Consider the following 21,056-nt stretch of genomic DNA (forward strand, 5'->3'; position numbering starts at 1 on the left):
AACGAAGTAACTGCCCGACCGACAAGTGCCGACGCCCCCTGTTCGGGGGCGTCGGTACCCTGACCTCTCGCATACCGCCAAGCATGCGACGGAGACCCCAGTGAAGCGCACCCCCCACACCGCCGCCTTTCTCGCCCTCGGTGCCGTTCTCCTCTTCGGAACCGCCGCCTGTACCGACAGCGCCCCGGAAGCCGACGCGGTCGGTGTCGTGGAGAAGCTCCCCGAGGACACCGACTCGGCGCAGTCCGAGAAGAATGCCGCGGAATTCCGGGCCTGGGCCGAGAAGAACGGCAACGCGGAGGAGAAGGACGCCGTCGGGAGGGTTCAGCGGATTCTCGGTGAATGGGATTCCAAGACGGGGAACGCCTATGTCTCCACCGACATCAACGGCGGGAAGAGCGAGGTGAAGGATCCTCAGGGCGCAGCCAATACCATCGCCGAGGCCTTCGCCGAGTGGAAGGACTCCGACCAGGGGTATGTGTCGGTCTACGACGTCTTCGGCAACGCCATGATCACCAACCACAAGTTCTGACGGCGGACTTCAGACCGACAGCGGCACCGAGTGGATCTCGTCCGCCTTGTGCCCGGTCCGTTCGTGGATGCGCTGGACGGCCTCCGCCGACGGCGCCTCGGACAGGCAGTAGACGATGCCCGACTCCGGGTCCGCCCAGGCGCGTTCGAAGTGGACGTTCTCTTCCTTCTCGATGGCCAGGTCCGCCTGATGGGCCTCCATCAGCTGGTCCGCCGTGATGCCCTGCATTCCGCGGTGTACGTCCATGTACTTGCCCATGACGTGCCTCCCTCGACGGTTCTCCTTCCATGCTGCGCCCGGTCGGCGGCCACGGCACGGTGAAGGGCCCCGGCAGCCGCGCCGGGGCCCTTCACCGCCGTAGCGGATTCAGCGGATACAGCAAATGCAGTGGATTCTGCGGATGCAGTGGATTCTGCGGAATCAGCCGCACTGGCACGGGTTGCCGGACTGGCACCCGCAGCCGCACCCCGAGCCGCAGCCGCACGCGGCGATCAGGGTCAGGTTCCTGATCTCGGCCGGCTGCTCGGTCTGCCGCTCCTGCGCGGGGTCGGGGGTGGTTCCGGGGGAGTCGGTCATGGTCCCTCCTCGTCGAGAGGCCGGTGCCTCTTGCCCATTGCATGCCCGCTCCACTGGGCGCATCAACGGCGCACGGAGGCGCTCCCGCACGCCCCGAGTACGCGGAGCACGCACACCTCCGGGCACGCACGCCCCGAGCAGGCGCGCCCAGGGATCAGGCGCGCCCAGGGATCAGGCCCGCCCTGGGCTCAGGCCCCCTCGATCCCCGCCACCGGCTGGATGTCCTGCTGGAGCTCGTCCGCGTGCTCCCCCGTCACCAGGAACACCACCCGCTTCGCCACCGCCACCGCGTGGTCCGCGAACCGCTCGTAGTAGCGGCCCAGCAGGGTCACGTCCACCGCCGTCTCGATGCCGTGCTTCCAGCGCTCGTCCATCAGGTGCTGGAAGAGCGTGCGGTGCAGCAGGTCCATCTCGTCGTCGTCGGTCTCCAGCTGGAGCGCCAGGTCGACGTCCTTGGTCACGATCACCTCGGCCGCCTTCGCCATCAGCCGCTGGGCGAGCTGGCCCATCTCCAGGATGGTGGCGTGCAGGTCGTGCGGTACCGCCCGCTCCGGGTACCGCAGCCGGGTGAGCTTGGCCACGTGCTGGGCCAGGTCACCCGAGCGCTCCAGGTCCGCGGACATCCGCAGCGAGGTCACCACGATCCGCAGATCCGTCGCGACCGGCTGCTGCCGGGCGAGCAGCGCGATGGCACGGGCCTCCAGGTCGTGCTGGATGTCGTCGACCTTCTGGTCCGCCTCGATCACGCTCTCGGCCAGTTTCAGGTCGGAGTCCAGGATGGCGGTGGTGGCGCGTCCGATCGCCGACCCGACCAGGCGGGCCATCTCCACCAGGCTGTCGCCGATCGAGTCAAGTTCCTCGTGGTACGCGTCCCGCATGGGGTCCCTCTCGTACGTGATCGTTGGGGTTCCGGGGCCGGGGCCAGTGTGCACGTCCGCGCCGAACCGGCGCCAACGCTCCCACGTCCACAGCCTGTGACCTGCACGCGTCCGTTTCCGGCATCCCAAATGAACCGACGTCGGCCCTCGGGTGAACTCTGGGCGACGAGTGTCCGAGGTCGCCCCCCGGCCGCTGGGGTGATCAGCGGGGGCGTGCCTAACCTGGAGGCATGGACGTGAACGCGGCGGTCGCCGCAGCGGCAGCGATCGCCGGAGTGCTCACCGGCGTCATCGCGATGCTGGCGTTCCGCTGGAGCGAACGCGACCAGGCACGGCCCACCCGCACCTCCCTGCACACCGACCCCGTCCTGCCCCCGGGCGTGGACACGGTCCTGTCCGTCCTGCGGTCCTCCGCGGTCGTACTGGACGAGGCCGACGCCGTGGTGAAGGCCAGCTCGGCCGCGTACGCCCTCGGGCTGGTGCGCGGTGGCCGCCTCTCGGTGGAGCCGATGCTCCAGATGGCCCGCGACACCCGGCGTGACGGCGAGATACGGCAGGTCGAGCTGGACCTGCCCCGGCGCGGCACCGGACGCGGCGAGGCCCTCGCGGTCTCCGCCCGGGTGGCGCCGCTGGGCTCCCGGCTGGTGCTGCTGCTGGTCGAGGACCTCACCGAGGCCCGGCGGATCGAGGCGGTGCGGCGGGACTTCGTCGCCAATGTCAGTCATGAGCTGAAGACGCCCGTGGGCGCGCTCTCCCTGCTGTCCGAGGCCGTGATGGACGCCTCGGACGATCCGGAGGCGGTGGAGCACTTCGCGGGGCGCATGCAGATCGAGGCCACCCGGCTCACCAACCTGGTCCAGGAGCTGATCGACCTCTCCCGGGTGCAGAACGACGACCCGCTGGACGACGCCGAGCCGGTCCGGGTGGACGAGCTGGTCGCCGAGGCCATCGACCGCTGCCGGCACGCCGCGGGCACCAAGCAGATCACCATGGCCACCGGCGGCACCGCCGACCTGCGGATCTGGGGCCACCGCGGCCAGCTCGCCGCGGCGCTCGGCAACCTCGTCGAGAACGCCGTGAACTACTCGCCCGCCCGCACCCGCGTCGGCGTCTCCGCCCGCCGGGTGAACGCGCCGGGCGGAGACCTCATAGAGATAGCCGTGACCGACCAGGGCATCGGCATCTCCGAGAAGGACAAGGAGCGCATCTTCGAGCGCTTCTACCGCGTCGACCCGGCCCGCTCCCGCGCCACCGGCGGTACGGGGCTCGGGCTGGCGATCGTCAAGCACGTGGCCGCCTCGCACGGCGGGGAGGTCACGGTCTGGAGCCACGAGGGACAGGGCTCCACCTTCACCCTGCGGCTGCCGGAGGCGGGCGCGTCCCGGAACCGGTCCCAGCAGCACTCCGTCCTCGACGACGAGGCCGGTCCCCCCACCGATCCGTCCCACGACACTTCCCCCGAGTCAGCCGCGTACCCAACGCTTTCCGCCCCGGAGGCCCATCCGTGACCCGAGTGCTCGTCGTCGAGGACGAGGAATCCTTCTCAGACGCGTTGTCGTACATGCTCCGAAAAGAGGGCTTCGAGGTCGCCGTCGCGGCCACCGGGCCCGACGGACTGGACGAGTTCGAGCGCAACGGCGCCGACCTCGTCCTGCTGGACCTGATGCTGCCCGGTCTGCCCGGCACCGAGGTCTGCCGCCAGCTGCGCGGCCGCTCCAATGTGCCGGTGATCATGGTGACCGCCAAGGACAGCGAGATCGACAAGGTCGTCGGACTGGAAATAGGAGCCGACGACTACGTCACCAAGCCGTTCTCCTCGCGCGAGCTGGTCGCCCGTATCCGGGCCGTCCTGCGCCGCCGCGGCGAGCCCGAGGAGACCACCCCGGCCGCGCTGGAGGCCGGCCCGGTGCGGATGGACGTCGACCGCCATGTGGTCACCGTCTCCGGCAGCAAGGTCGACCTCCCGCTCAAGGAGTTCGACCTGCTGGAGATGCTGCTGCGCAACGCGGGCCGGGTCCTGACCCGTATGCAGCTCATCGACCGGGTGTGGGGCGCCGACTACGTGGGCGACACCAAGACCCTGGACGTCCATGTCAAGCGCCTGCGAGCCAAGATCGAGCCGGACCCGGGCGCCCCTCGATACCTGGTGACGGTGCGCGGACTGGGTTACAAGTTCGAGCCGTAGGCGGACAAAGCGGCAGTACGCACGAAGGGCGGGTCCTCCTGATGAGGACCCGCCCTTCGTGTGTGCGTCGGCTCAGTTGCCGGCCGCGGAGTTCGAGGCCGAGGCGGCGTCGGTCGGGGTGCCGGTCGAGCCCTCGGCGCCCTCGGTGGTCTCCTCGTCGCCCGGCTCGCCGGTGGCCTCGCCCGAGGCCTCGCCGGTGGGCTCGTCCGTCGGGGAGGCGGTCTTCTCGGGCGCGGTCGGGACCTCGCTCGGGCCCCAGCCGGTGAAGTAGCCCTCGGCCGGGACGACGAAGGCGCGCAGGGACACCTCGCCGGTCTCGCTGAAGGTGAAGGTCACCTTCTGGGCGTTGCCGTCCGCCACCTCCTGCGGGGCGGTGGTGAGCACCGCGGCGGCGTTGTCGGCGCCGCCGAGGATCAGCGAGCCGCCCGCCGGGATGGTCAGGCTCTTGCCCTTGGCGGCCTTCAGCTCGGCGGGGCCGGAGGCGCCCTCGACGGTCACCGACTCCAGCTTCTGGGCCTTGGTGCTGTTGTTGAACAGGGTCGCCGAGACGACGGCCGGGCCGGCGGCGTCCTGGTCGGGCTGCGTGATGACGAGAGCGTTCTGGACCTTGATGTCGCCGACGGTCGTCGCGGCGTTGTCCGGCTTGATCTGCAGGGTCTGGGCGTCGTTGCCTGCGGCGCACGCGGCGAGCGGGAGGAGGGAGAACGTGATGGCGGCGGCGGCGCGTACGCCGCGTCGAAGGCTGCTGCTCACGGCGGCGGCAACTCCTTGACTCGAACGGGGCGGGCGCCATAAAGCCGCCCTAAGTGTCTGTCAGCGGCCTTAGGTTACCGAGCCGTTCCCGCGCCGCCGCACCCGACCCTCCCCAGAGCGCGGTAAGAGGCCCGCGCTTCACCCGTCCCGTCCCCCACAAGTGACCCACCGGTCACTTTGCCGCCACCGTCCTCCGGCATTCACATAAGTCCCGTGGGCATACCCAGGACACCGATGCGCGAAATTTCCGTGAAGGAATGTGCGAGCCGCGGGAAATTGATCAACGACTGTGCCTCGACCGCCCCTGGTGATCAATTCGGGAATCGTCCGGTACCCGACTGATGACACCGAACGGAGTAGCGGAAGTCGCACACTTGGAACCGGACATATCGGGATGTTCGCCCTTCCTTTGAAGGCTTCAGGAGTGTGTGACGTGCATGTTTCACCTCCCCCGGAGAGCCGCTCCGACCTGCGAATACCTTCTTCCGGTCGGCCCGCGCAGCACGTTCCGGTTGCTGTTGTCAAGCCCCGAGATATGCCCTGACCTGCGAAAACGCCATTCAGAAGACGCCGTATCCGTGTTACCCTGGATAGCCACGGAAGGGGTACCTGTCACATGACGTTCAAGGTTGGCGACACCGTGGTCTATCCCCATCACGGGGCCGCGCTGATCGAGGCCATCGAAACTCGCCAGATCAAAGGCGTGGACAAGACCTACTTGGTGCTGAAGGTCGCCCAGGGTGACCTGACGGTGCGTGTGCCAGCGGACAATGCGGAGTTCGTCGGCGTGCGTGATGTGGTCGGTCAGGACGGGCTGGACCGGGTCTTCGAGGTGCTGCGCGCGCCGTACGCCGAGGAGCCCACGAACTGGTCGCGTCGTTACAAGGCAAATCTGGAGAAGCTCGCCTCCGGCGATGTCATCAAGGTTGCGGAAGTCGTCCGTGACCTGTGGCGTCGTGAGCGCGAGCGCGGACTCTCCGCAGGTGAGAAGCGCATGCTCGCCAAGGCTCGGCAGATCCTGGTGAGCGAGCTCGCCCTCGCGGAGAACACCAACGAGGACAAGGCGGAGGCTCTCCTCGACGAGGTTCTCGCCTCCTGACGCCGGTCGGCCGGCGCAGGCTCAGCTCACGCTCAGCCCACATCGCTGCGTCAGCTCACAGAAGTGCCGCGGTGCCCGATGACATTCCCACTGTCGCCGGGCGCTGCGGCATGTTCGCTGTGCGCACCGTCACACGCCCTGCGTCTGTCGGCGTCTCTCGGGGACTTCCCCCGATACTTGTGTGGTGCCGGGCTCGGGCTGCTGGCTCGACCAGTGTCACGGAAGGGTCCGGTCAAGGCGTCGCGCCCGGCACTTCCCAGGCCATACCCATGCCAGGCCGACACACAAACCTGACAGGAACCGATGTCTGACGAATCGCGCCCTGCGCCCGCGCAGGCCAGTCCGACCGCTCGCACGGCTGCCGTGATCCCGGCCGCCGGCCGGGGCGTACGCCTCGGTCCTGGCGCCCCCAAGGCGCTGCGCGCCCTGGGCGGAACCCCCATGCTCGTCCACGCGGTGCGCGCGATGGCCGCCTCCCGCGCCGTCTCCCTGGTCGTCGTCGTGGCCCCGCCCGACGGCACGACCGAGGTGAAGTCCCTGCTCGACGCGCACGCCCTGCCCGAGCGCACCGACTTCCTGGTGGTGCCCGGCGGCGCCGAACGCCAGGACTCGGTCCGGCTCGGCCTGGAGGCGCTGCCGCCCGAGTACGACATCGTCCTGGTGCACGACGCGGCCCGCCCGCTCGTCCCGGTCGACACCGTCGACGCCGTCATCGAGGCGGTACGCGACGGCGCCCCCGCCGTGGTGCCCGCGCTGCCGCTCGCCGACACCGTCAAGGAGGTCGAACCGGCCGCGGCCGAGGGCGCGCCCGAGCCGGTGGTGGCCACCCCGGAGCGGGCCCGGCTGCGCGCCGTGCAGACCCCGCAGGGCTTCGACCGGGCGACCCTGGTCCGCGCCCACGAGACGGTCACCGACAACGTCACCGACGACGCGAGCATGGTCGAGCAGCTCGGGCTCACCGTCATGGTGGTGCCCGGCCACGAGGAGGCCTTCAAGGTCACCCGCCCCCTCGACCTGGTCCTCGCCGAGGCGGTCCTGGCCCGCCGGAGGCTCAACGATGGCTTCTGAGGCGCCTCGGGTCCCCGCGACCCCCGCGCAGCCCCTCCTTCCCCAGGTCGGCATCGGCACCGACATCCACGCCTTCGAGGAGGGCCGCGAGCTGTGGTGCGCGGGCCTGAAGTGGGAGGGCGAGGGCAGCGGGCTGGCCGGTCACTCCGACGCGGACGTGGTCGCGCACGCCGCCTGCAACGCCCTCTTCTCCGCGGCCGGCCTCGGTGACCTGGGGCAGCACTTCGGCACCGGACGGCCCGAGTGGTCGGGCGCCTCCGGGGTGGTCCTGCTGACCGAGGCGGCCCGGATCGTCCGCGCGGCGGGCTTCGTCATCGGCAACATCGCGGTGCAGGTCGTCGGCCCCCGGCCGAAGATCGGCAAGCGCCGCGAGGAGGCCCAGAAGGTGCTGTCGGAGGCGGCCGGGGCACCGGTGTCGGTCTCCGGGGCGACGACCGACGGACTCGGCTTCCCCGGAAGGGGTGAAGGCCTGATGGCCGTCGCCACCGCCCTGGTGGCCCGCAGCGCGGGCTGACCGCTGTCCACAAGGTTGTCCACAAGCGTCTCGGGCACTGGCCCGCGCCCACTACCCTTGGACTCGTGACTATTCGCCTGTACGACACCAGCGCCCGGCAGATCCGTGACTTCACCCCGCTCAAGCCGGGTTGTGTCTCGATCTACCTGTGTGGTGCCACCGTGCAGGCGGCACCGCACATCGGCCACATCCGGTCCGGGCTGAACTTCGACATCATGCGCCGCTGGTTCGAGTACCGCGGCTACGAGGTCACGTTCATCCGCAACGTCACGGACATCGACGACAAGATCATCGCCAAGTCCGCGGACCAGGGCCGCCCGTGGTGGTCCATCGGCTACGAGAACGAGCGCGCGTTCAACGACGGCTACACCGTCCTCGGCTGCCTGCCGCCCTCGTACGAGCCGCGGGCCACCGGCCATGTCACCGAGATGGTCGAGATGATGCGCGGCCTGATCGAGCGCGGCCACGCCTACGAGGCCGACGGCAACGTCTACTTCGACGTCAAGTCCTTCCCCGAGTACCTGCGCCTGTCCAACCAGGAGCTGGACAACTTGCTCCAGCCCTCCGGCGAGGGCGAGACCGGCAAGCGGGACTCCCGGGACTTCGCGATGTGGAAGGCGGCCAAGCCGGGCGAGCCGAGCTGGGAGACGCCGTGGGGCCGGGGCCGGCCCGGCTGGCACCTGGAGTGCTCGGCGATGGCCCACAAGTACCTGGGCTCCGCCTTCGACATCCACGGCGGCGGCCTTGACCTGATCTTCCCGCACCACGAGAACGAGATCGCCCAGGCCAAGGCCTTCGGCGACGAGTTCGCCCGGTACTGGGTGCACAACGCCTGGGTCACCATGAGCGGCGAGAAGATGTCCAAGTCGCTCGGCAACTCGGTGCTGGTCAGCGAGATGGTCAAGACCTGGCGCCCGATCGTGCTGCGCTACTACCTCGGCACCCCGCACTACCGCTCGATGATCGAGTACAGCGAGGAGGCCCTGCGCGAGGCCGAGTCGGCATTCGCGCGGATCGAGGGCTTCGTGCAGCGCGTGGTGGAACTCGCCGGGCACGCCGTGGAGCCGGCCGCCGAGGTACCGGCCGCGTTCGCCGAGGCGATGGACGACGACCTGGGCGTCCCGCAGGCGCTCGCCGTCGTGCACACCACCGTCCGGCAGGGCAACTCCGCCCTCGCCGCCGACGACAAGGAAGCGGCCGTGGCCCGCCTCGCCGAGGTGCGCGCCATGCTCGGCGTCCTCGGCCTGGACCCGCTGGCCCCGCAGTGGGCGGGCGAGAGCGACCGCGGCGAGGACCTGAACGGCGTGGTCGACAGCCTCGTACGCCTGGTCCTGGACCAGCGCGAGGCGGCGCGGGCGCGCAAGGACTGGGCCACCGCGGACGCCATCCGGGACCAGCTCAAGCAGTCCGGACTGGTCATCGAGGACAGCCCGCACGGGCCGCGCTGGAGCCTCGGCGCGCGCTGAGCGCAGTGATCGATTGTGCCGCCCGGCCGTCCGGGCGGCACACTGCATAGACGTACGTATTCCACCGCTACACACAGACAGGTAGGTCATGGCCGCGAACAACCGCCGCATGTCCGGCAAGAAGGGCGCGCAGGTCGGCAGTGGCGGCCAGCGGCGCCGGGGCCTGGAGGGCAAGGGCCCGACCCCGCCCGCCGAGATGCGCAAGGGACACGCCAAGCAGCGCGCCGCGCAGGCCAAGGCGCGCCGCGCCCAGGGCCGTACACCGCAGCGGCGCGGCGGCGGGCGTTCGACGTCCGAGCTGGTCGTCGGCCGCAACCCGGTGGTGGAGGCGCTGCGCGAGGGCGTGCCCGCGTCCACGCTCTACGTCCAGCAGTTCATCGACAACGACGAGCGGGTCCGCGAGGCGCTCCAGCTCGCCGCGGACCGCGGTGGCATCAACCTCATGGAGGCGCCCCGCCCCGAGCTGGACCGGATGACCAACGGCCTGAACCACCAGGGCCTGGTGCTCCAGGTCCCGCCGTACGAGTACGCCCACCCCGAGGACCTGGCCGACGCCGCCGCCGACGCGGGCGAGGACCCGCTGATCGTGGCGCTCGACGGGGTCACCGACCCGCGCAACCTCGGCGCGGTCGTCCGCTCCGTCTCCGCCTTCGGCGGGCACGGCGTGGTCGTTCCCGAGCGGCGCGCGGCGGGCATGACCGCGGGCGCCTGGAAGACCTCCGCCGGTACGGCCGCCCGTACGCCGGTGGCCCGGGCCACCAATCTCACCCGGGCGCTGGAGCAGTACCAGAAGGCCGGGATCGTGGTCGTGGGTCTGGCCGCCGACGGCGAGGTCGAACTGGGCGAGCTGGAGGCCCTGGACGGTCCGGTCGTCGTGGTGGTCGGCAGCGAGGGCAAGGGCCTGTCCCGGCTGGTCGGCGAGACCTGTGACTTCCGGGTGCGGATCCCGATGCCGGGCGGCGCCGAGTCGCTCAACGCCGGTGTGGCGGCGGGCATCGTGCTGTACGAGGCGGCCCGCCGGCGCGCCTGAACGCGCGTGCGCACCGTCACCTGTACGGGGTAATCCGGTCGTCGAGGCCGAGCTTGACGCGGTCCGGACAGTTCCGGCACGTCAGAGCCAGTGTCCTAACGTCACGTCACTCGGTTAGATGAGTGTGGACACCAGAACACCCCGCACACCCACGGGGGACCGCTCGTCGGGATTCGACGACGCTCCCGCGCTGAGCATGGTGAAGGTGCCGAGCGATCCGGCGCAGATCATCGTCAATCACGCCAGCTTCCGCGTGCAGTTGGGCGCGTCGACGAGGCGCAGCCAATCGCCGCGGATCGCACGGCACTTGAGCGCCGCCCAGGACACCGGCCGCGTCCCCGTGGCCGGCGCGTCGGCCGGCCGCCGCAGGCCCGTCGTCTGGAGCGGCCGGTCCGCGCCGGACGACACCGGCGCGCACCGGCTGCTCCAGGCCGTGCGGGGCGCCGGGGTCGGCCATCCGGAGGAACCGGCGGCCGACGCGGGCGCCACCCAGGTCATCCCGCGCGTCGACGTGGGCGGCGGCTTCGGCGGGGACGGCTACGACGACCTCGCCCAGACCGTCGAGACGCCCGTCGTCGGCGCCCAGCGCACCGCGCCGGACGACACCGGCACCCGGCTGCTGCCCGACATGCGCCAGGTCGGCAGCGCCTACGACGAGGACCTCGGCTACGAGCAGTACGGCGAGGACCGGTACGCGGACCGCTACGGCGAGGACCGGTACGCGGAGCCGGAGGAGGAGCCGCGGAGCAGGCGGCACTCCGACGACCCGGCGCGGCACGCCTACTACCCCGGCCGCCGGATGAACCTCGGCGTCGTCCTGCTGCCGCTGCGCATCTTCCTCGGCTTCATCTCCATCTACGCCGGCATGGGCAAGCTGTGCGACCCCGTCTACTTCGACGGCGGCAAGCGCGGCTCGATGGTCAAGTGGCTCAACACCCTGCATCCGTGGGAAGTCGCCGAGCCGTTGCGCCAGTTCGCCCTGGCGCACCCGGTCGGCTCCGGCCTGGTGATCGCCTTCCTCCAGGTGCTGGTGGGCGTCCTGACGGTGCTGGGCTGCTGGCAGCGGGTCGCCGCCGTGTTCGGCGCGCTGCTCTCGGCGGCGCTGCTGGTCACCGTCAGCTGGAAGAGCGTCCCGGTCTACGACGCGCCCGACATCATCTACCTCGCCGCCTGGTCCCCGCTGATCATCGCGGGGGCGCCCGTCTACTCCGTCGACGGGCGGCTCGCGGGCAGCGCCTGGCGGCGCCTGGGACCGCGCGCCGACATCTGGGACCTGCGCCGGTACGTACTGCGCCGCGGCGCGCTGATCACCGTGATCGTCACCGGTCTGACCCTGCTGATCGGCTCGCTCCTCGGCGGCGCCGTCCGCGACGCCGACCGGGTGGTCGTCCCCGGCCCCGGCGAGGCCCCGCGCAACCAGCTCCCCGGCTCCCCGCTTCCCTCGGAGCCCGGCAAGCGCGAGAAGCGCACCCCGGCGGCCTCCGGATCGCCGACGCAGGGCGCCACCTCGGCGGCCCCGACGCCCGGCGCGGCGGCGACCCCGGGTGCCACCCAGGGCACCACCACGGCGGGCACGCCCAGCCAGACCCAGGGTGCCACCGGCGGCGGTCAGGCCCCGCCGCAGCAGACGGCCCCGGCACAGCAGGCGCCCGCCACCAGCGCGGGCCCGACCTCGGGCGGCACCACCGGCGGCGGCGACAGCACGCCGGGCGGCACGGGAGGCAGCGGAGGATCCACCTCCGGTGAGCCGGGCCTCGTGGGCGGCCTGTTGGGGTAGACGGGCCGGTGGGCGGGATCCTGGGTTAGCCCACCGGCGGAAGTCCTCGAACCCAATGAACCCCGCACCCTTCTCAGGGGCGCGGGGTTCTTGTTCTTGCCGTGCTGCTGGGATTCCTGTCGCCCTATCGGAGCGCGGACAGCTCCTTGGCGGCCTCGGTCAGGTCCTTGGCGGTGTCGATGGCACGCCAGTAGGCGCCTTGGGGGATCGGGAACCCGGCGAGCTTCAGCTCCCGGGCGAGCCTCGGGAACGTGGTCCGCTCGTGGTCCCCGCGCTCCGGGAGCAGTTCGGCGAACCCGGCGGAGAAGACGTAGACGCCCGCGTTGATCTCGTACGTCGTGGGCGGGGCCTCGATGAAGTCGGTGACGTGTCCGAAGCCGTCCGTCTGCACGGCGCCCCAGGGGATGCGGGGCCGGGCCAGCGCGAGGGTCGCCACGGCGTCCCGCTCGGTGTGGAAGTCGGCCATGTCGCGCAGCGAGAAACGGGTCCAGATGTCGCCGTTGGTGGCGTACCAGGGGCGGTCGGGGTGCGGCAGGTGCGCGGCGGCGTACTTGAGGCCTCCGCCGCGGCCGAGGGGCTCGGTCTCCACGACGGTGGTGACCCGCACGGGGAGGTCCGCCCGGTCCAGCCAGTCCTTCAGTACGTCGGCGAGGTGGCCGCAGCTGACGACGACATCGGTGACGCCCTCTTCCGCGAGCCAGGCGAGCTGGTGGCCGATGATCGGCGTGCCTGTGCCGGGGATCTCGACCATCGGCTTGGGACGGTCGTCGGTGTAGGGGCGCAGTCGTGAGCCTTGGCCGCCGGCGAGGATGACGGCTTGGGTGGGGCGGGCGGCGGCACGGGGATCGGTCATGTGCGGAACCTTATGCGCCGCGGGTTGCAGGGGGGTGTCAGGGGTGGGTGGGCCAGGTTTGTGGGGGTGTCTTAGGCATGTCGCGGGCTGCGGGCCGGTGGGGGCTGGTCGCGCCCAGGCGGCGGAGCCGCATGTCGGGTACAGCCCCGCGCCCCTGGGGGCGGGCCTGCTGCCGCCCCCGGCACACGCCCGAGACCCCGGTGGCCCGGGTGGGGCCGGGGCCGGGGTCGGGGGGCCGTCTGGGCATCAGCGTGCGGCGTTGGCGACTCCTGTGGCGAAGGCCGTGTCGCAGACCGGGCGGGCGTAGGACTGGGCGCGGGTCGGGCCGTAGACGCGGACCGCCGCACGGCCGAGGGCGCGGGCGATGGAGGCGCAGTGGCGGGCGAGCGACGGGCGCTCGTGGACGGCCTGCTGGAGGTGGGTGAGCGCGACGCCCGGGTTCTTCCGGGTCAGCTCGGCGATGAGCTGATCGCGCAGCACGTGCTGGGGGGCGCGGGAGACGGAGCCGGGCTTGGCGTCCGAGACCGACGCGTCCGATGCCGTGAGCACCGAGTCGGAGGTCCCCGACCAGTCGACCCGGGTGACCGCGAGGGTCCCGGAGAGCACCAGGACGACGGGCAGGACGAGGGCGAGTGAGCGGCCGATCCGGCGGGCGGGGCCCCGGCCGCGTCGCGTCTGTTGGTTAGTGGAGTGCTTCACGCGAGTGAGGGTAGCGCCCGGTAATGATTTGGCGACATTTAGTCACCGGTTCGGGGGATGAAGAGATGCCTCTTTTTGGGTAAGGGGTTGACGCGCACTGCTCGAAACGCCCCGATTGCCGGGGTATTTGTCGACAGCGAGAAGGGCCCCGCAGCGGTCTGCGGGGCCCTTCTCGTCAACCTGGGTGATTCACCCGGTTCGTGACTCAGTCGGAGAGACGCTCACCCGTGGAGGTGGAGAACACGTGGGTCTCGCCCGGCCGCGGCACGACGTGCAGCTGGGCGCCCTTCTCCGGGACCTGGCGGCCGTTGACGCGGACGACGAGGTCCTTCTTCTCGCCGCCGACCTCGGCGGTGCCGTAGACGTAGCCGTCGGCGCCGAGCTCCTCGACGACGTTGACGGAGACGGCGAGACCGGCCGGGGCGTCCTTGGACAGCGCGGCGGCGCCGCCGCCGTTCTGCTCGACGATGTCGAAGTGCTCGGGGCGGACACCGACGGTGACCGTGCGGTCGCCCTTGTCGGCGGCGGCCTTCAGGGCGTCACGGTTGACCGGGACGACGCTGTTGCCGAACTTCACACCGCCGTCGGTGATCGGCACCTCGACCAGGTTCATGGCCGGGGAGCCGATGAAGCCGGCGACGAAGAGGTTGGCCGGGCGGTCGTACATGTTGCGCGGCGAGTCGACCTGCTGGAGCAGACCGTCCTTGAGGACCGCCACGCGGTCGCCCATCGTCATGGCCTCGACCTGGTCGTGGGTGACGTAGACGGTGGTGATGCCGAGACGGCGCTGCAGCGAGGCGATCTGCGTACGGGTGGAGACACGGAGCTTGGCGTCGAGGTTCGACAGCGGCTCGTCCATGAGGAAGACCTGCGGCTCACGCACGATGGCGCGGCCCATCGCGACACGCTGGCGCTGACCACCGGAGAGGGCCTTCGGCTTGCGGCCGAGGTACTCGGTGAGGTCGAGGATCTTCGCGGCGTCCTCGACCTTCTGGCGGATCTCGGCCTTCGGAACGCCGGCGATCTTGAGCGCGAAGCCCATGTTGTCGGCGACCGTCATGTGCGGGTAGAGCGCGTAGTTCTGGAACACCATGGCGATGTCCCGGTCCTTCGGCGGCAGGTGGGTCACGTCGCGGTCGCCGATGCGGATGGCGCCGGAGTTGACGTCCTCAAGCCCCGCCAGCATGCGGAGCGAGGTGGACTTGCCGCAGCCGGACGGGCCGACCAGAACGAGGAATTCCCCGTCCGCGATCTCGATGTCGAGCGCGTCTACGGCGGGCTTCTCGCCACCCGGGTAGATCCGGGTCGCCTTGTCGAACGAAACAGTGGCCATGGTGAATGGGCCCCCTTCTACCGGCAGGAACGTGCCGGACGATCCGTTGTAGGAAGGTGGTGGTGTAGTCCATGCGAGTGGACTGACCTCGGACGGTACCTGGCGTTCACCTGGTCTGTCAGCACCTGGACCCCTGTGAACTTCGCGGAAATTTTCGACAGGGGCACGCCGGGACCTGGGTACACTGCACGGGCACGCACGTGCGCGCCTCCTTAGCTCAGCTGGTCAGAGCGCCGCTCTTGTAAAGCGAAGGTCGTCGGTTCGAATCCGACAGGGGGCTCTTCTGCTGCCTGCGGCAACGCCCTCGTGACGGTCGTCACGGGGGCGTTCGACTGCAATCCCTGACGGCATTCCCGACGGAATTCCTGGCGGCATCCGCGTCCGCGTTCCCTACGGCGGCTCTGCGCCGCTTTTCCGAGGGCCCTGCCCCGACACCCCCCGCCGCCGTACCCTGGTCCGCACAACGGAACCGCGCCGGCTGGGGAGGTCACGGGGTGAGAGGGCGCAGTCCGGAACGGGTTCGCAATGAGCTGCGGGTGGCCATCGTGGACGCGCTTCAGGAGTCGGCGACGGTGAAGCAGGCCACCAACCGGGAGTTATGGCGGGACATGCTCGCCGACGAGCTGGGGGCGCCGCTGGAGCCGTACGCCGGTGAGGGGGTGCGGCCCTGGCTGCTTCAGCTGGTCCGGACGTGCACGGACGTCGAGTACGGCGCGGCCTGTCTGGCGCGGTCGCTGGAGTACGTGGAGCAGGAGTCGGCGAGCGTCGCCGCGTTATGGCCCCTGGTGGACGAGTGGGAGGCCGTCGACTTCTTCGACAGCGCCGATCTCGACCATCTGCGGCCGGTGCTGGAGTCCCTGCGGCCCGCCGAACTGGCCTCGCTGGCGCGCCGGGCCAGCCGGTCCCGGGTGCAGGAGCTGCCCCGGTGGTGCCAGACCGGGTGGCAGGTCTTCCTGAGGCTGGCGGGGCAGAACACCCCGCCCGACGAACTGCCGCCCAGCATGGCCTTCGTCGCCCTGGCCGCCGACCGGCTGGTGGAGGAGGGGTCCGTCGACGCCGCCGCCGGGCTGCGCCGCTTCAACCGGAGCCAGGCCCAGCGGCTGGGGGTCGAGAACCTGCTCGCCGAGTGGCAGCACGCCGAGCTGCCCCAGCCCGCGCCCTCGGTGGTGCCCGCCTATCTGATGATCCAGTTCGAGCCCGACCGCAATGAGGACGGCTGTTTCTATCTCACGCACTGGCGGCAGTCCGACTCCACCGGCTGGCACCCCGTACGGGGGGAGACCGTCCGGCTGTGCCGGGAGGAGCTGGAGCAAGCCGTGGAGGGGCTGATCGAGGAGTCCGAGGCGCGCTGGGCCGAACTGCGTCAACCGGTGATCCTTGAATTCATCCTGCCCTGGGAGCTTCTGAACGAGCCCGTCGAATGGTGGTCGAAGGAGTCCGGGCATCCGGACCCGACGCCGCTGGCGATGGACTACCCCGTGCTGGTCCGCTCGCTGGAGCGGCTGCAGCGCGCTGCCTGGCACCGGCCCTGGCACGCCAAGTGGCGCCAGCTGAAGGAGCGGCCGGCCGACAGCCACCCGCACTGGAGCCGGCCCGAGCCGGACAAGGCGTACTTCTTCCATCTGGAGCGGGAGCTGAAGGAGGACGCGCACGCCGTCTGCCTGGTGCTCAGCGAGCCGCCGGGCGACGACTCGGGCACCGGGCGCCGTGAGGTGCTCGCCGGGCTGCGGGCCGGGGTGCCCGCGATGATCTGGCACCGCTCGGACTGCTCCGACCCCGCCTTCCAGGACGCCATCGGCGAGATCCTCCAGGACCGCGGGCTCGGCTCGCTCGCGGACCGGGTCGCCAGATGGCGCAGTGACGCGCTCGCCCTCGGGCCCGAGGAGTGGGACGCCCATGTCGGGCGTCATCTGGCCATCCTCCTGGACGACCCGGAGCGCAAACCAGGCCCCACAGGACCGGTGTAGTGGCCATGACTTCGCAGAGCGCGGCGCTGCGCACGGCCGGGCGCCTGTTCGCAAACGGCGGCTTCTTGTCGATACGCGCAAGAGAGTGGCAGACGGCCTTGTGCCCGGCAGGGGGCGGTGCCACGCTGGACGCGAGAAGAGCCCGCGTGCCCAACACCGCAGGGGGCCGTGCTTTATCCGCTGTTCCTTCGACCCTCGATCGACTGTCCAGTTTGTCCTCTCACCCCCTGTGGCCTGCCGTCTTGCACCTTATGGAGACCACTGCCAAGGTGGGCACGTGGATGTCACGCATGCCCTTGCCGGACGCTCCGAGAGCGCTTCATATGCAGTGTGACGATGTCCCACGAACAGCGGCGGAAGCGGCGGCTGACGAAGCGTCACTGGACGCCGTCCCGCACGCCCTGAGCGAACTGGCGCGCTCGTCCGCCGCGGACCCGCCGTCCGTACTGCTGGTGGTGGACGATCACGCGACGATGCGGGTGTGGCGGGAGACGGTCGAGAAGCTGACCGAGGACCTGTCCCGCGAGGAGCGCCTGGGCGAGATCAGCACCGTACGCCTGCTCAGTTCCGACGACACCGAGCCGGCCCGGATCCGGCTGGAGCATCTGCCGCCCTCGGCCTCCGAGCGGCGGGTGGTGCTGGTGCTGACGGACGGTCTGGCCGCGGGCTGGCGTTCGGACGCGGTACTGCCGCTGCTGCGCGAACTGGGCCGGACCGAACCGCTCGCCGTGCTGCATCTGCTGCCGCAGCACCTGTGGTCCCGCGCCGGACTCGATGTGCACCGGATGCGGTTCAGCTGCGTGCGCCCCTGGGCGCCCAACGACACCCTGCGCTGGGAACTGCGCACCTCCCCGCTGGAGGTCGTCGACGACCCGGACGCCCGTACCGGCGTGGTCCCGGTCCCGGTCCTGGAACCCACCGCGCGCTCCCTGTCCGGCTGGGTCCAGCTGGTCACCGGAGGCTCCGGCGACTGGGTGGAGATGCCGGGTGTCCGGGCCCGGGACTGGAAGCGCCGGGCGGACGCGGCACGGGCGCTGCCCTGGGTGCACGACGTACCGGACCCCGCCAGTGGCGTACCGCCCTGGGAGCGGGTCTCGGACTTCCGGGCCGCCGCCTCCCCGACCGCGTTCGCCCTCGCCACCCGGCTGGCCGCGGCCCCCCTGACCCTGCCGGTGATGAACGCGGTGACCGCCTCCGTACCGGGCGCCGGGCCCGCCCATCTGGCGGAGCTGCTGATGAGCGGTCTGGTGCGGCCCGCCGGGGCGGAGGCCGAGCGCGCCGCCGATGTGGCGTTCGTCTTCGGACCCAACATCCGCCAGGAGTTATTGGCACTGTCCCGGCGCCGCGACACCGCCCGGGTGCTGCACGACGTACGCGGGCTGCTGGTCGCGGAGGAACAGCCGGCCGGGCCCGGGACACCGGGCGCCGGGCCGGAGACCCCCCCGGCCGAGGAACCCGCCGAGGCCGACGACCTGCCCACGGTGACCCGCGCCAACGTCGCCTTCCTGCGCGTCGAGCTGGCCGCGCTGCGGGCGCTGTCCGGGAAGTTCCTCCCCAGAGCCGAGCGCTTGGCCCGTGCCCTGCGCGACTATGACCGGCTGAACTCCGTCAGCCTGCGCAAGGGCGGGGGCTCCCGCACGACTTCCCCCGCGAGTGACCGTCACGCCGCCGAGCCTGCCCCGTCGGGGGCCGGGACAACTTCAGAAGGAGCCACGGATATGACCGCCACACATACGCAGCCCGCGGTGGAAAGCGGGCGTTCGACGCCGCGTATCTGGGGCAACATTCCGCCGCGCAACCCCAATTTCACCGGGCGCGTGGACCTTCTCGAACGTCTGAGTGAGCGGCTGCGCGAGGGCACCACCACGGTGCTGCCCGAGGCGATCCACGGCATGGGCGGTGTGGGCAAGACCCAGCTCGCGATCGAGTACGCCTACCGGCACCAGTCCGAGTACGACATCGTCTGGTGGATCCCGGCCGAGCGTCCCGGCCAGATCGGCCAGGCCCTGGTGGAGCTGGCCCAGCGGCTCGGCCTGGTCACCAGCTCTGAGGCGAACATCGCCGGTCCCGCGGTGCGCGAGGCGCTGCGCGAGGGCCGGCCGTACGCCCGCTGGCTGCTGATCTTCGACAACGCGGACAACCCCGAGCGGGTGCGCGACTACTTCCCCACCGGGGGCAGCGGCACCATCCTCGTCACCTCCCGCAACCGGCGCTGGAGCGTGGTCGGACCCTCCCTCGAAGTCGATGTCTTCACCCGCGAGGAGAGCAAGGAGCTGCTGCGCCGCTCCGGGCCCGACGACCTCGACGACGCCGAGGCGGACCGGCTCGCCGAGGCGCTCGGCGACCTGCCGCTGGCCCTGGAACAGGCGGCGGCCTGGCGGGCCGAGACAGGGATGCCGGTCTCGGAGTACCTGCGGCTGTTCGAGCACAAGCGGGCCGAGCTGCTGGACGTGTCGCCGCCGCCGGACTACCAGCTCCCCGTCGCCGCCGCGTGGAACGTGTCGCTGGACCACCTGGAGACCCGCAGCCTCACCGCGCTGAGGCTGCTCCAACTGTGCTCCTACTTCGCGCCCGACCCGATCTCCCGCTCCATCTTCTCCGGCCTCGGCGGTTCCACCATCGACCCCGAGCTGGACCGGGCGCTGAACGACCCGATGCGGCTGGCCCGCGCCATCCGCGAGATCAACCGGTACTCCCTCGCCCGGATCGACCACCGCACCAACTCGATCGAGATGCATCGCCTCGTGCAGGCCGTGCTGATCCACCGCATGACCCCCGAGGAACAGAAACGCATGCGCAACGGGGCGCACACCCTCCTGGCCGCCGCCGACCCCAAGGGCCCCAACCAGGCCTCCAACTGGCCGCGTTACGCCGAGCTGTACGGCCATGTCATCGCCTCCGACGCGATCGAGTCCGACCAGCCGTGGGTGCGCGAACTGGTGATGAACGTGGCCCGGTACCTCTGGTACTGGGGCGACCACAAGGTGGCGCGGGAGTTCACCGAGCAGGCGTGGCAGACCTGGCAGGCGCTGTTCGGCGAGGAGGACCAGCAGACCCGGCTGATGGGCTGGTGGCTCGGCTTCCTGTACCTGAAGGTCGGACGCTACGACGACGCCTCCCGCCTGGTCGCGCAGTTGAAGGAGATCTACGCCCGCACCGCGCCCGAGGACCGGGAGGACACCCGGGAGGACGCGCTGGAGGCGATGATGCTGGAGGCGGCCGTCCGCCGCGTCGAGGGCGACTTCGCCGCCGGTGCCGACCTCGACCGGATGGCCTACGACCGGGCCCGCCGGGCCTTCGGCGAGGACGACCCGACGACCCTGGGCACCGCCCACAACCTGGGCGTGAGCCTGCGCCTGGTGGGTGACTTCCAGCGGGCGCTGGAACTGGACCAGCACACACACGCGTTGAAGACCCGGCTCTACGGCATCGACCACCACCAGTCGCTGATCACCCAGGGGTCCATCGCCATCGACGTCCGCGAGACCGGCGACTACGTCGGCGCGCGCGCCCTCCAGGAGGCGGTCGTCGACGGCTTCCGGCCCGTCTTCGGCGCCGGCAACCCCTCCACCCTCCAGACGCTCCGGCAGCTCGGTGAGGCCTGCCGGAAGGAGGGCGACCACGCGACGGCGCTGGAACTGGCCCGCGAGGCGTTCAACCAGTTCACCCGCCGCTACGGCGACACCCACCCCGAGTCCCTCACGGCGGCGCTGGCGCTGTCGGTGGCGCTGCGGCACAACGGTGAGCTGGAGGCGGCCCGGGACCGGGGTGCCAAGACCAGTGAGCGGTTCCGCCGGGTCTTCCGGGCCGACCACCCGCACGTCCTCGCCGCGGATGTCGACCTCGCGGTGACGCTCCGGCTGCTGGGGCAGGTCGAGGAGGCGCGGGCGCTGGACGAGGAGGCGTTGGCGTCGCTGACCGAGCGGCTGGGGGAGAACCATCCGATCGCCCTGGCCTGCGCCATCAACCTCGCGAGCGATCTGAGCGCGCTGGGACAGATCAGCGAGGCGCGTGAACTCGGGCGCCGGTCGCTGGAGTTGAGCCGGGAGCGGTTGGGCGAGAACCACCCGACCACGCTGGTGTGCGCGGTGAACCTCTCGCTGGACCTGACCGCGCTCGGCGCGGAGGAGGAGTCGGAGGCCCTGCGGGAGGACGCGCTGGCGCGGATGGAGCAGGTGCTGGACGCGCCCCGGCTGCGGGCGGCGGAGGCCGTGCCGCACCCGGCGACGGTGCAGGCCCGGGCCCGGGAGCGGGCCAACTGCGACATTGACCCGATGCCGTTGTGAGGTGACGGGCGGGTTTTTTTGGGTGGGGATCCGCTGGGGA

General features: G+C 71.1%; 18 protein-coding genes and 1 tRNA gene. 12 read left to right on the plus strand and 7 right to left on the minus strand.

The features are described from left to right. The first annotated feature begins 100 nt into the window (after nt 1–100). Entirely contained in the window at nt 101–532 is a 432-nt protein-coding gene (locus GA0115233_RS32100; protein ID WP_093723845.1) for a hypothetical protein, read from the plus strand. Between the two features lie 9 nt (nt 533–541). Here GA0115233_RS32100 and GA0115233_RS32105 read toward each other — a convergent pair whose 3' ends face one another. The 3 genes from GA0115233_RS32105 to phoU all read right to left on the minus strand — a co-directional run bounded on the left by GA0115233_RS32105 (nt 542) and on the right by phoU (nt 1,986). Then, nucleotides 542–790, minus strand: coding sequence for an SCO4226 family nickel-binding protein (locus GA0115233_RS32105; RefSeq protein WP_093723846.1), 249 nt, complete (start codon nt 788–790; stop codon nt 542–544). 162 nt (nt 791–952) lie between these two features. Next, entirely contained in the window at nt 953–1,108 is a 156-nt protein-coding gene (locus tag GA0115233_RS41310) for a hypothetical protein (RefSeq protein ID WP_176712018.1), read from the minus strand. A gap of 188 nt (nt 1,109–1,296) precedes the next feature. After that, nucleotides 1,297–1,986 carry a phosphate signaling complex protein PhoU gene (gene phoU / locus GA0115233_RS32110; RefSeq protein WP_093723847.1) on the minus strand — a complete coding sequence of 230 codons (690 nt, stop codon included), beginning with the start codon at nt 1,984–1,986 and terminating at the stop codon, nt 1,297–1,299. Nucleotides 1,987–2,216: 230 nt separating this feature from the next. On the opposite strand from phoU, the gene GA0115233_RS32115 reads away from it, so the two are divergent. Both GA0115233_RS32115 and GA0115233_RS32120 read left to right on the plus strand, forming a co-directional pair. Next, nucleotides 2,217–3,494 carry a sensor histidine kinase gene (locus GA0115233_RS32115; RefSeq protein WP_093723848.1) on the plus strand — a complete coding sequence of 426 codons (1,278 nt, stop codon included), beginning with the start codon at nt 2,217–2,219 and terminating at the stop codon, nt 3,492–3,494. After that, the gene (locus tag GA0115233_RS32120; RefSeq protein WP_093723849.1) at nt 3,491–4,171 is read left to right on the plus strand and encodes a response regulator transcription factor; all 681 of its coding nucleotides are present in this window, start codon (nt 3,491–3,493) and stop codon (nt 4,169–4,171) included. Before GA0115233_RS32115 ends, GA0115233_RS32120 begins: the two co-directional genes overlap by 4 nt. Nucleotides 4,172–4,243: 72 nt before the next feature. Here GA0115233_RS32120 and GA0115233_RS32125 read toward each other — a convergent pair whose 3' ends face one another. Beyond that, nucleotides 4,244–4,924: a DUF461 domain-containing protein gene (locus GA0115233_RS32125; RefSeq protein WP_093723850.1), complete on the minus strand. Its 681-nt coding sequence runs from the start codon at nt 4,922–4,924 to the stop codon at nt 4,244–4,246. A gap of 616 nt (nt 4,925–5,540) precedes the next feature. Here GA0115233_RS32125 and GA0115233_RS32135 point away from each other — a divergent pair. The 6 genes from GA0115233_RS32135 (at nt 5,541) to GA0115233_RS32165 (ending at nt 11,878) form a co-directional block, all read left to right on the plus strand. Continuing rightward, on the plus strand, nt 5,541–6,023 hold the full coding sequence (locus GA0115233_RS32135) for a CarD family transcriptional regulator (RefSeq protein ID WP_003953493.1): 483 nt from the start codon (nt 5,541–5,543) through the stop codon (nt 6,021–6,023). A gap of 303 nt (nt 6,024–6,326) precedes the next feature. Beyond that, the gene (ispD, locus tag GA0115233_RS32145) at nt 6,327–7,091 is read left to right on the plus strand and encodes a 2-C-methyl-D-erythritol 4-phosphate cytidylyltransferase (protein ID WP_093723851.1); all 765 of its coding nucleotides are present in this window, start codon (nt 6,327–6,329) and stop codon (nt 7,089–7,091) included. Then, nucleotides 7,081–7,605 (plus strand): 2-C-methyl-D-erythritol 2,4-cyclodiphosphate synthase, encoded by a 525-nt coding sequence (ispF, locus tag GA0115233_RS32150; protein WP_093723852.1) that lies wholly within the window; start codon nt 7,081–7,083, stop codon nt 7,603–7,605. Before ispD ends, ispF begins: the two co-directional genes overlap by 11 nt. 65 nt (nt 7,606–7,670) lie before the next feature. Beyond that, nucleotides 7,671–9,071: a cysteine--tRNA ligase gene (cysS, locus tag GA0115233_RS32155; RefSeq protein ID WP_093723853.1), complete on the plus strand. Its 1,401-nt coding sequence runs from the start codon at nt 7,671–7,673 to the stop codon at nt 9,069–9,071. An 88-nt stretch (nt 9,072–9,159) separates the two neighbouring features. Then, entirely contained in the window at nt 9,160–10,101 is a 942-nt protein-coding gene (gene rlmB, locus GA0115233_RS32160; protein WP_093723854.1) for a 23S rRNA (guanosine(2251)-2'-O)-methyltransferase RlmB, read from the plus strand. 118 nt (nt 10,102–10,219) lie between these two features. Continuing rightward, complete coding sequence (locus GA0115233_RS32165; RefSeq protein ID WP_176712019.1) at nt 10,220–11,878, plus strand: DoxX family protein; 1,659 nt, start codon at nt 10,220–10,222, stop codon at nt 11,876–11,878. A gap of 124 nt (nt 11,879–12,002) precedes the next feature. Here GA0115233_RS32165 and GA0115233_RS32170 read toward each other — a convergent pair whose 3' ends face one another. The 3 genes from GA0115233_RS32170 to GA0115233_RS32180 form a co-directional block, all read right to left on the minus strand. Further along, a complete protein-coding gene (locus GA0115233_RS32170; protein ID WP_093723856.1) occupies nt 12,003–12,731 on the minus strand; it encodes a nucleotidyltransferase family protein in 729 nt (242 codons plus the stop codon). A 246-nt stretch (nt 12,732–12,977) separates the two neighbouring features. Beyond that, a complete protein-coding gene (locus GA0115233_RS32175; protein ID WP_093723857.1) occupies nt 12,978–13,430 on the minus strand; it encodes a hypothetical protein in 453 nt (150 codons plus the stop codon). A 205-nt stretch (nt 13,431–13,635) separates the two neighbouring features. Next, nucleotides 13,636–14,763 carry an ABC transporter ATP-binding protein gene (locus GA0115233_RS32180; protein WP_093723858.1) on the minus strand — a complete coding sequence of 376 codons (1,128 nt, stop codon included), beginning with the start codon at nt 14,761–14,763 and terminating at the stop codon, nt 13,636–13,638. 206 nt (nt 14,764–14,969) lie between these two features. Between GA0115233_RS32180 and GA0115233_RS32185 the strand changes: the two genes are divergently transcribed. The 3 genes from GA0115233_RS32185 to fxsT all read left to right on the plus strand — a co-directional run bounded on the left by GA0115233_RS32185 (nt 14,970) and on the right by fxsT (nt 21,016). Then, a tRNA-Thr gene (locus tag GA0115233_RS32185) sits at nt 14,970–15,043 on the plus strand. A 256-nt stretch (nt 15,044–15,299) separates the two neighbouring features. Beyond that, nucleotides 15,300–16,730: a VMAP-C domain-containing protein gene (locus GA0115233_RS32190; protein WP_093723859.1), complete on the plus strand. Its 1,431-nt coding sequence runs from the start codon at nt 15,300–15,302 to the stop codon at nt 16,728–16,730. Between the two features lie 323 nt (nt 16,731–17,053). After that, nucleotides 17,054–21,016: an FxSxx-COOH system tetratricopeptide repeat protein gene (gene fxsT / locus GA0115233_RS32195; RefSeq protein WP_107406476.1), complete on the plus strand. Its 3,963-nt coding sequence runs from the start codon at nt 17,054–17,056 to the stop codon at nt 21,014–21,016. Nucleotides 21,017–21,056 lie beyond the last annotated feature (40 nt).

Source organism: Streptomyces sp. DI166 (assembly GCF_900091315.1).
Classification (GTDB): Bacteria; Actinomycetota; Actinomycetes; order Streptomycetales; family Streptomycetaceae; genus Streptomyces; species Streptomyces fuscus.

Coding starts and splice junctions, on each gene's coding strand:
- GA0115233_RS32105 (WP_093723846.1), bottom strand. CDS start 790: ATGGGCAAGTACATGGACGTACACCGCGGAATGCAGGGCATCACGGCG.
- GA0115233_RS41310 (WP_176712018.1), bottom strand. CDS start 1,108: ATGACCGACTCCCCCGGAACCACCCCCGACCCCGCGCAGGAGCGGCAG.
- phoU (WP_093723847.1), bottom strand. CDS start 1,986: ATGCGGGACGCGTACCACGAGGAACTTGACTCGATCGGCGACAGCCTG.
- GA0115233_RS32115 (WP_093723848.1), top strand. CDS start 2,217: ATGGACGTGAACGCGGCGGTCGCCGCAGCGGCAGCGATCGCCGGAGTG.
- GA0115233_RS32135 (WP_003953493.1), top strand. CDS start 5,541: ATGACGTTCAAGGTTGGCGACACCGTGGTCTATCCCCATCACGGGGCC.
- ispD (WP_093723851.1), top strand. CDS start 6,327: ATGTCTGACGAATCGCGCCCTGCGCCCGCGCAGGCCAGTCCGACCGCT.
- ispF (WP_093723852.1), top strand. CDS start 7,081: ATGGCTTCTGAGGCGCCTCGGGTCCCCGCGACCCCCGCGCAGCCCCTC.
- rlmB (WP_093723854.1), top strand. CDS start 9,160: ATGGCCGCGAACAACCGCCGCATGTCCGGCAAGAAGGGCGCGCAGGTC.
- GA0115233_RS32165 (WP_176712019.1), top strand. CDS start 10,220: ATGAGTGTGGACACCAGAACACCCCGCACACCCACGGGGGACCGCTCG.
- GA0115233_RS32170 (WP_093723856.1), bottom strand. CDS start 12,731: ATGACCGATCCCCGTGCCGCCGCCCGCCCCACCCAAGCCGTCATCCTC.
- GA0115233_RS32180 (WP_093723858.1), bottom strand. CDS start 14,763: ATGGCCACTGTTTCGTTCGACAAGGCGACCCGGATCTACCCGGGTGGC.
- fxsT (WP_107406476.1), top strand. CDS start 17,054: ATGCAGTGTGACGATGTCCCACGAACAGCGGCGGAAGCGGCGGCTGAC.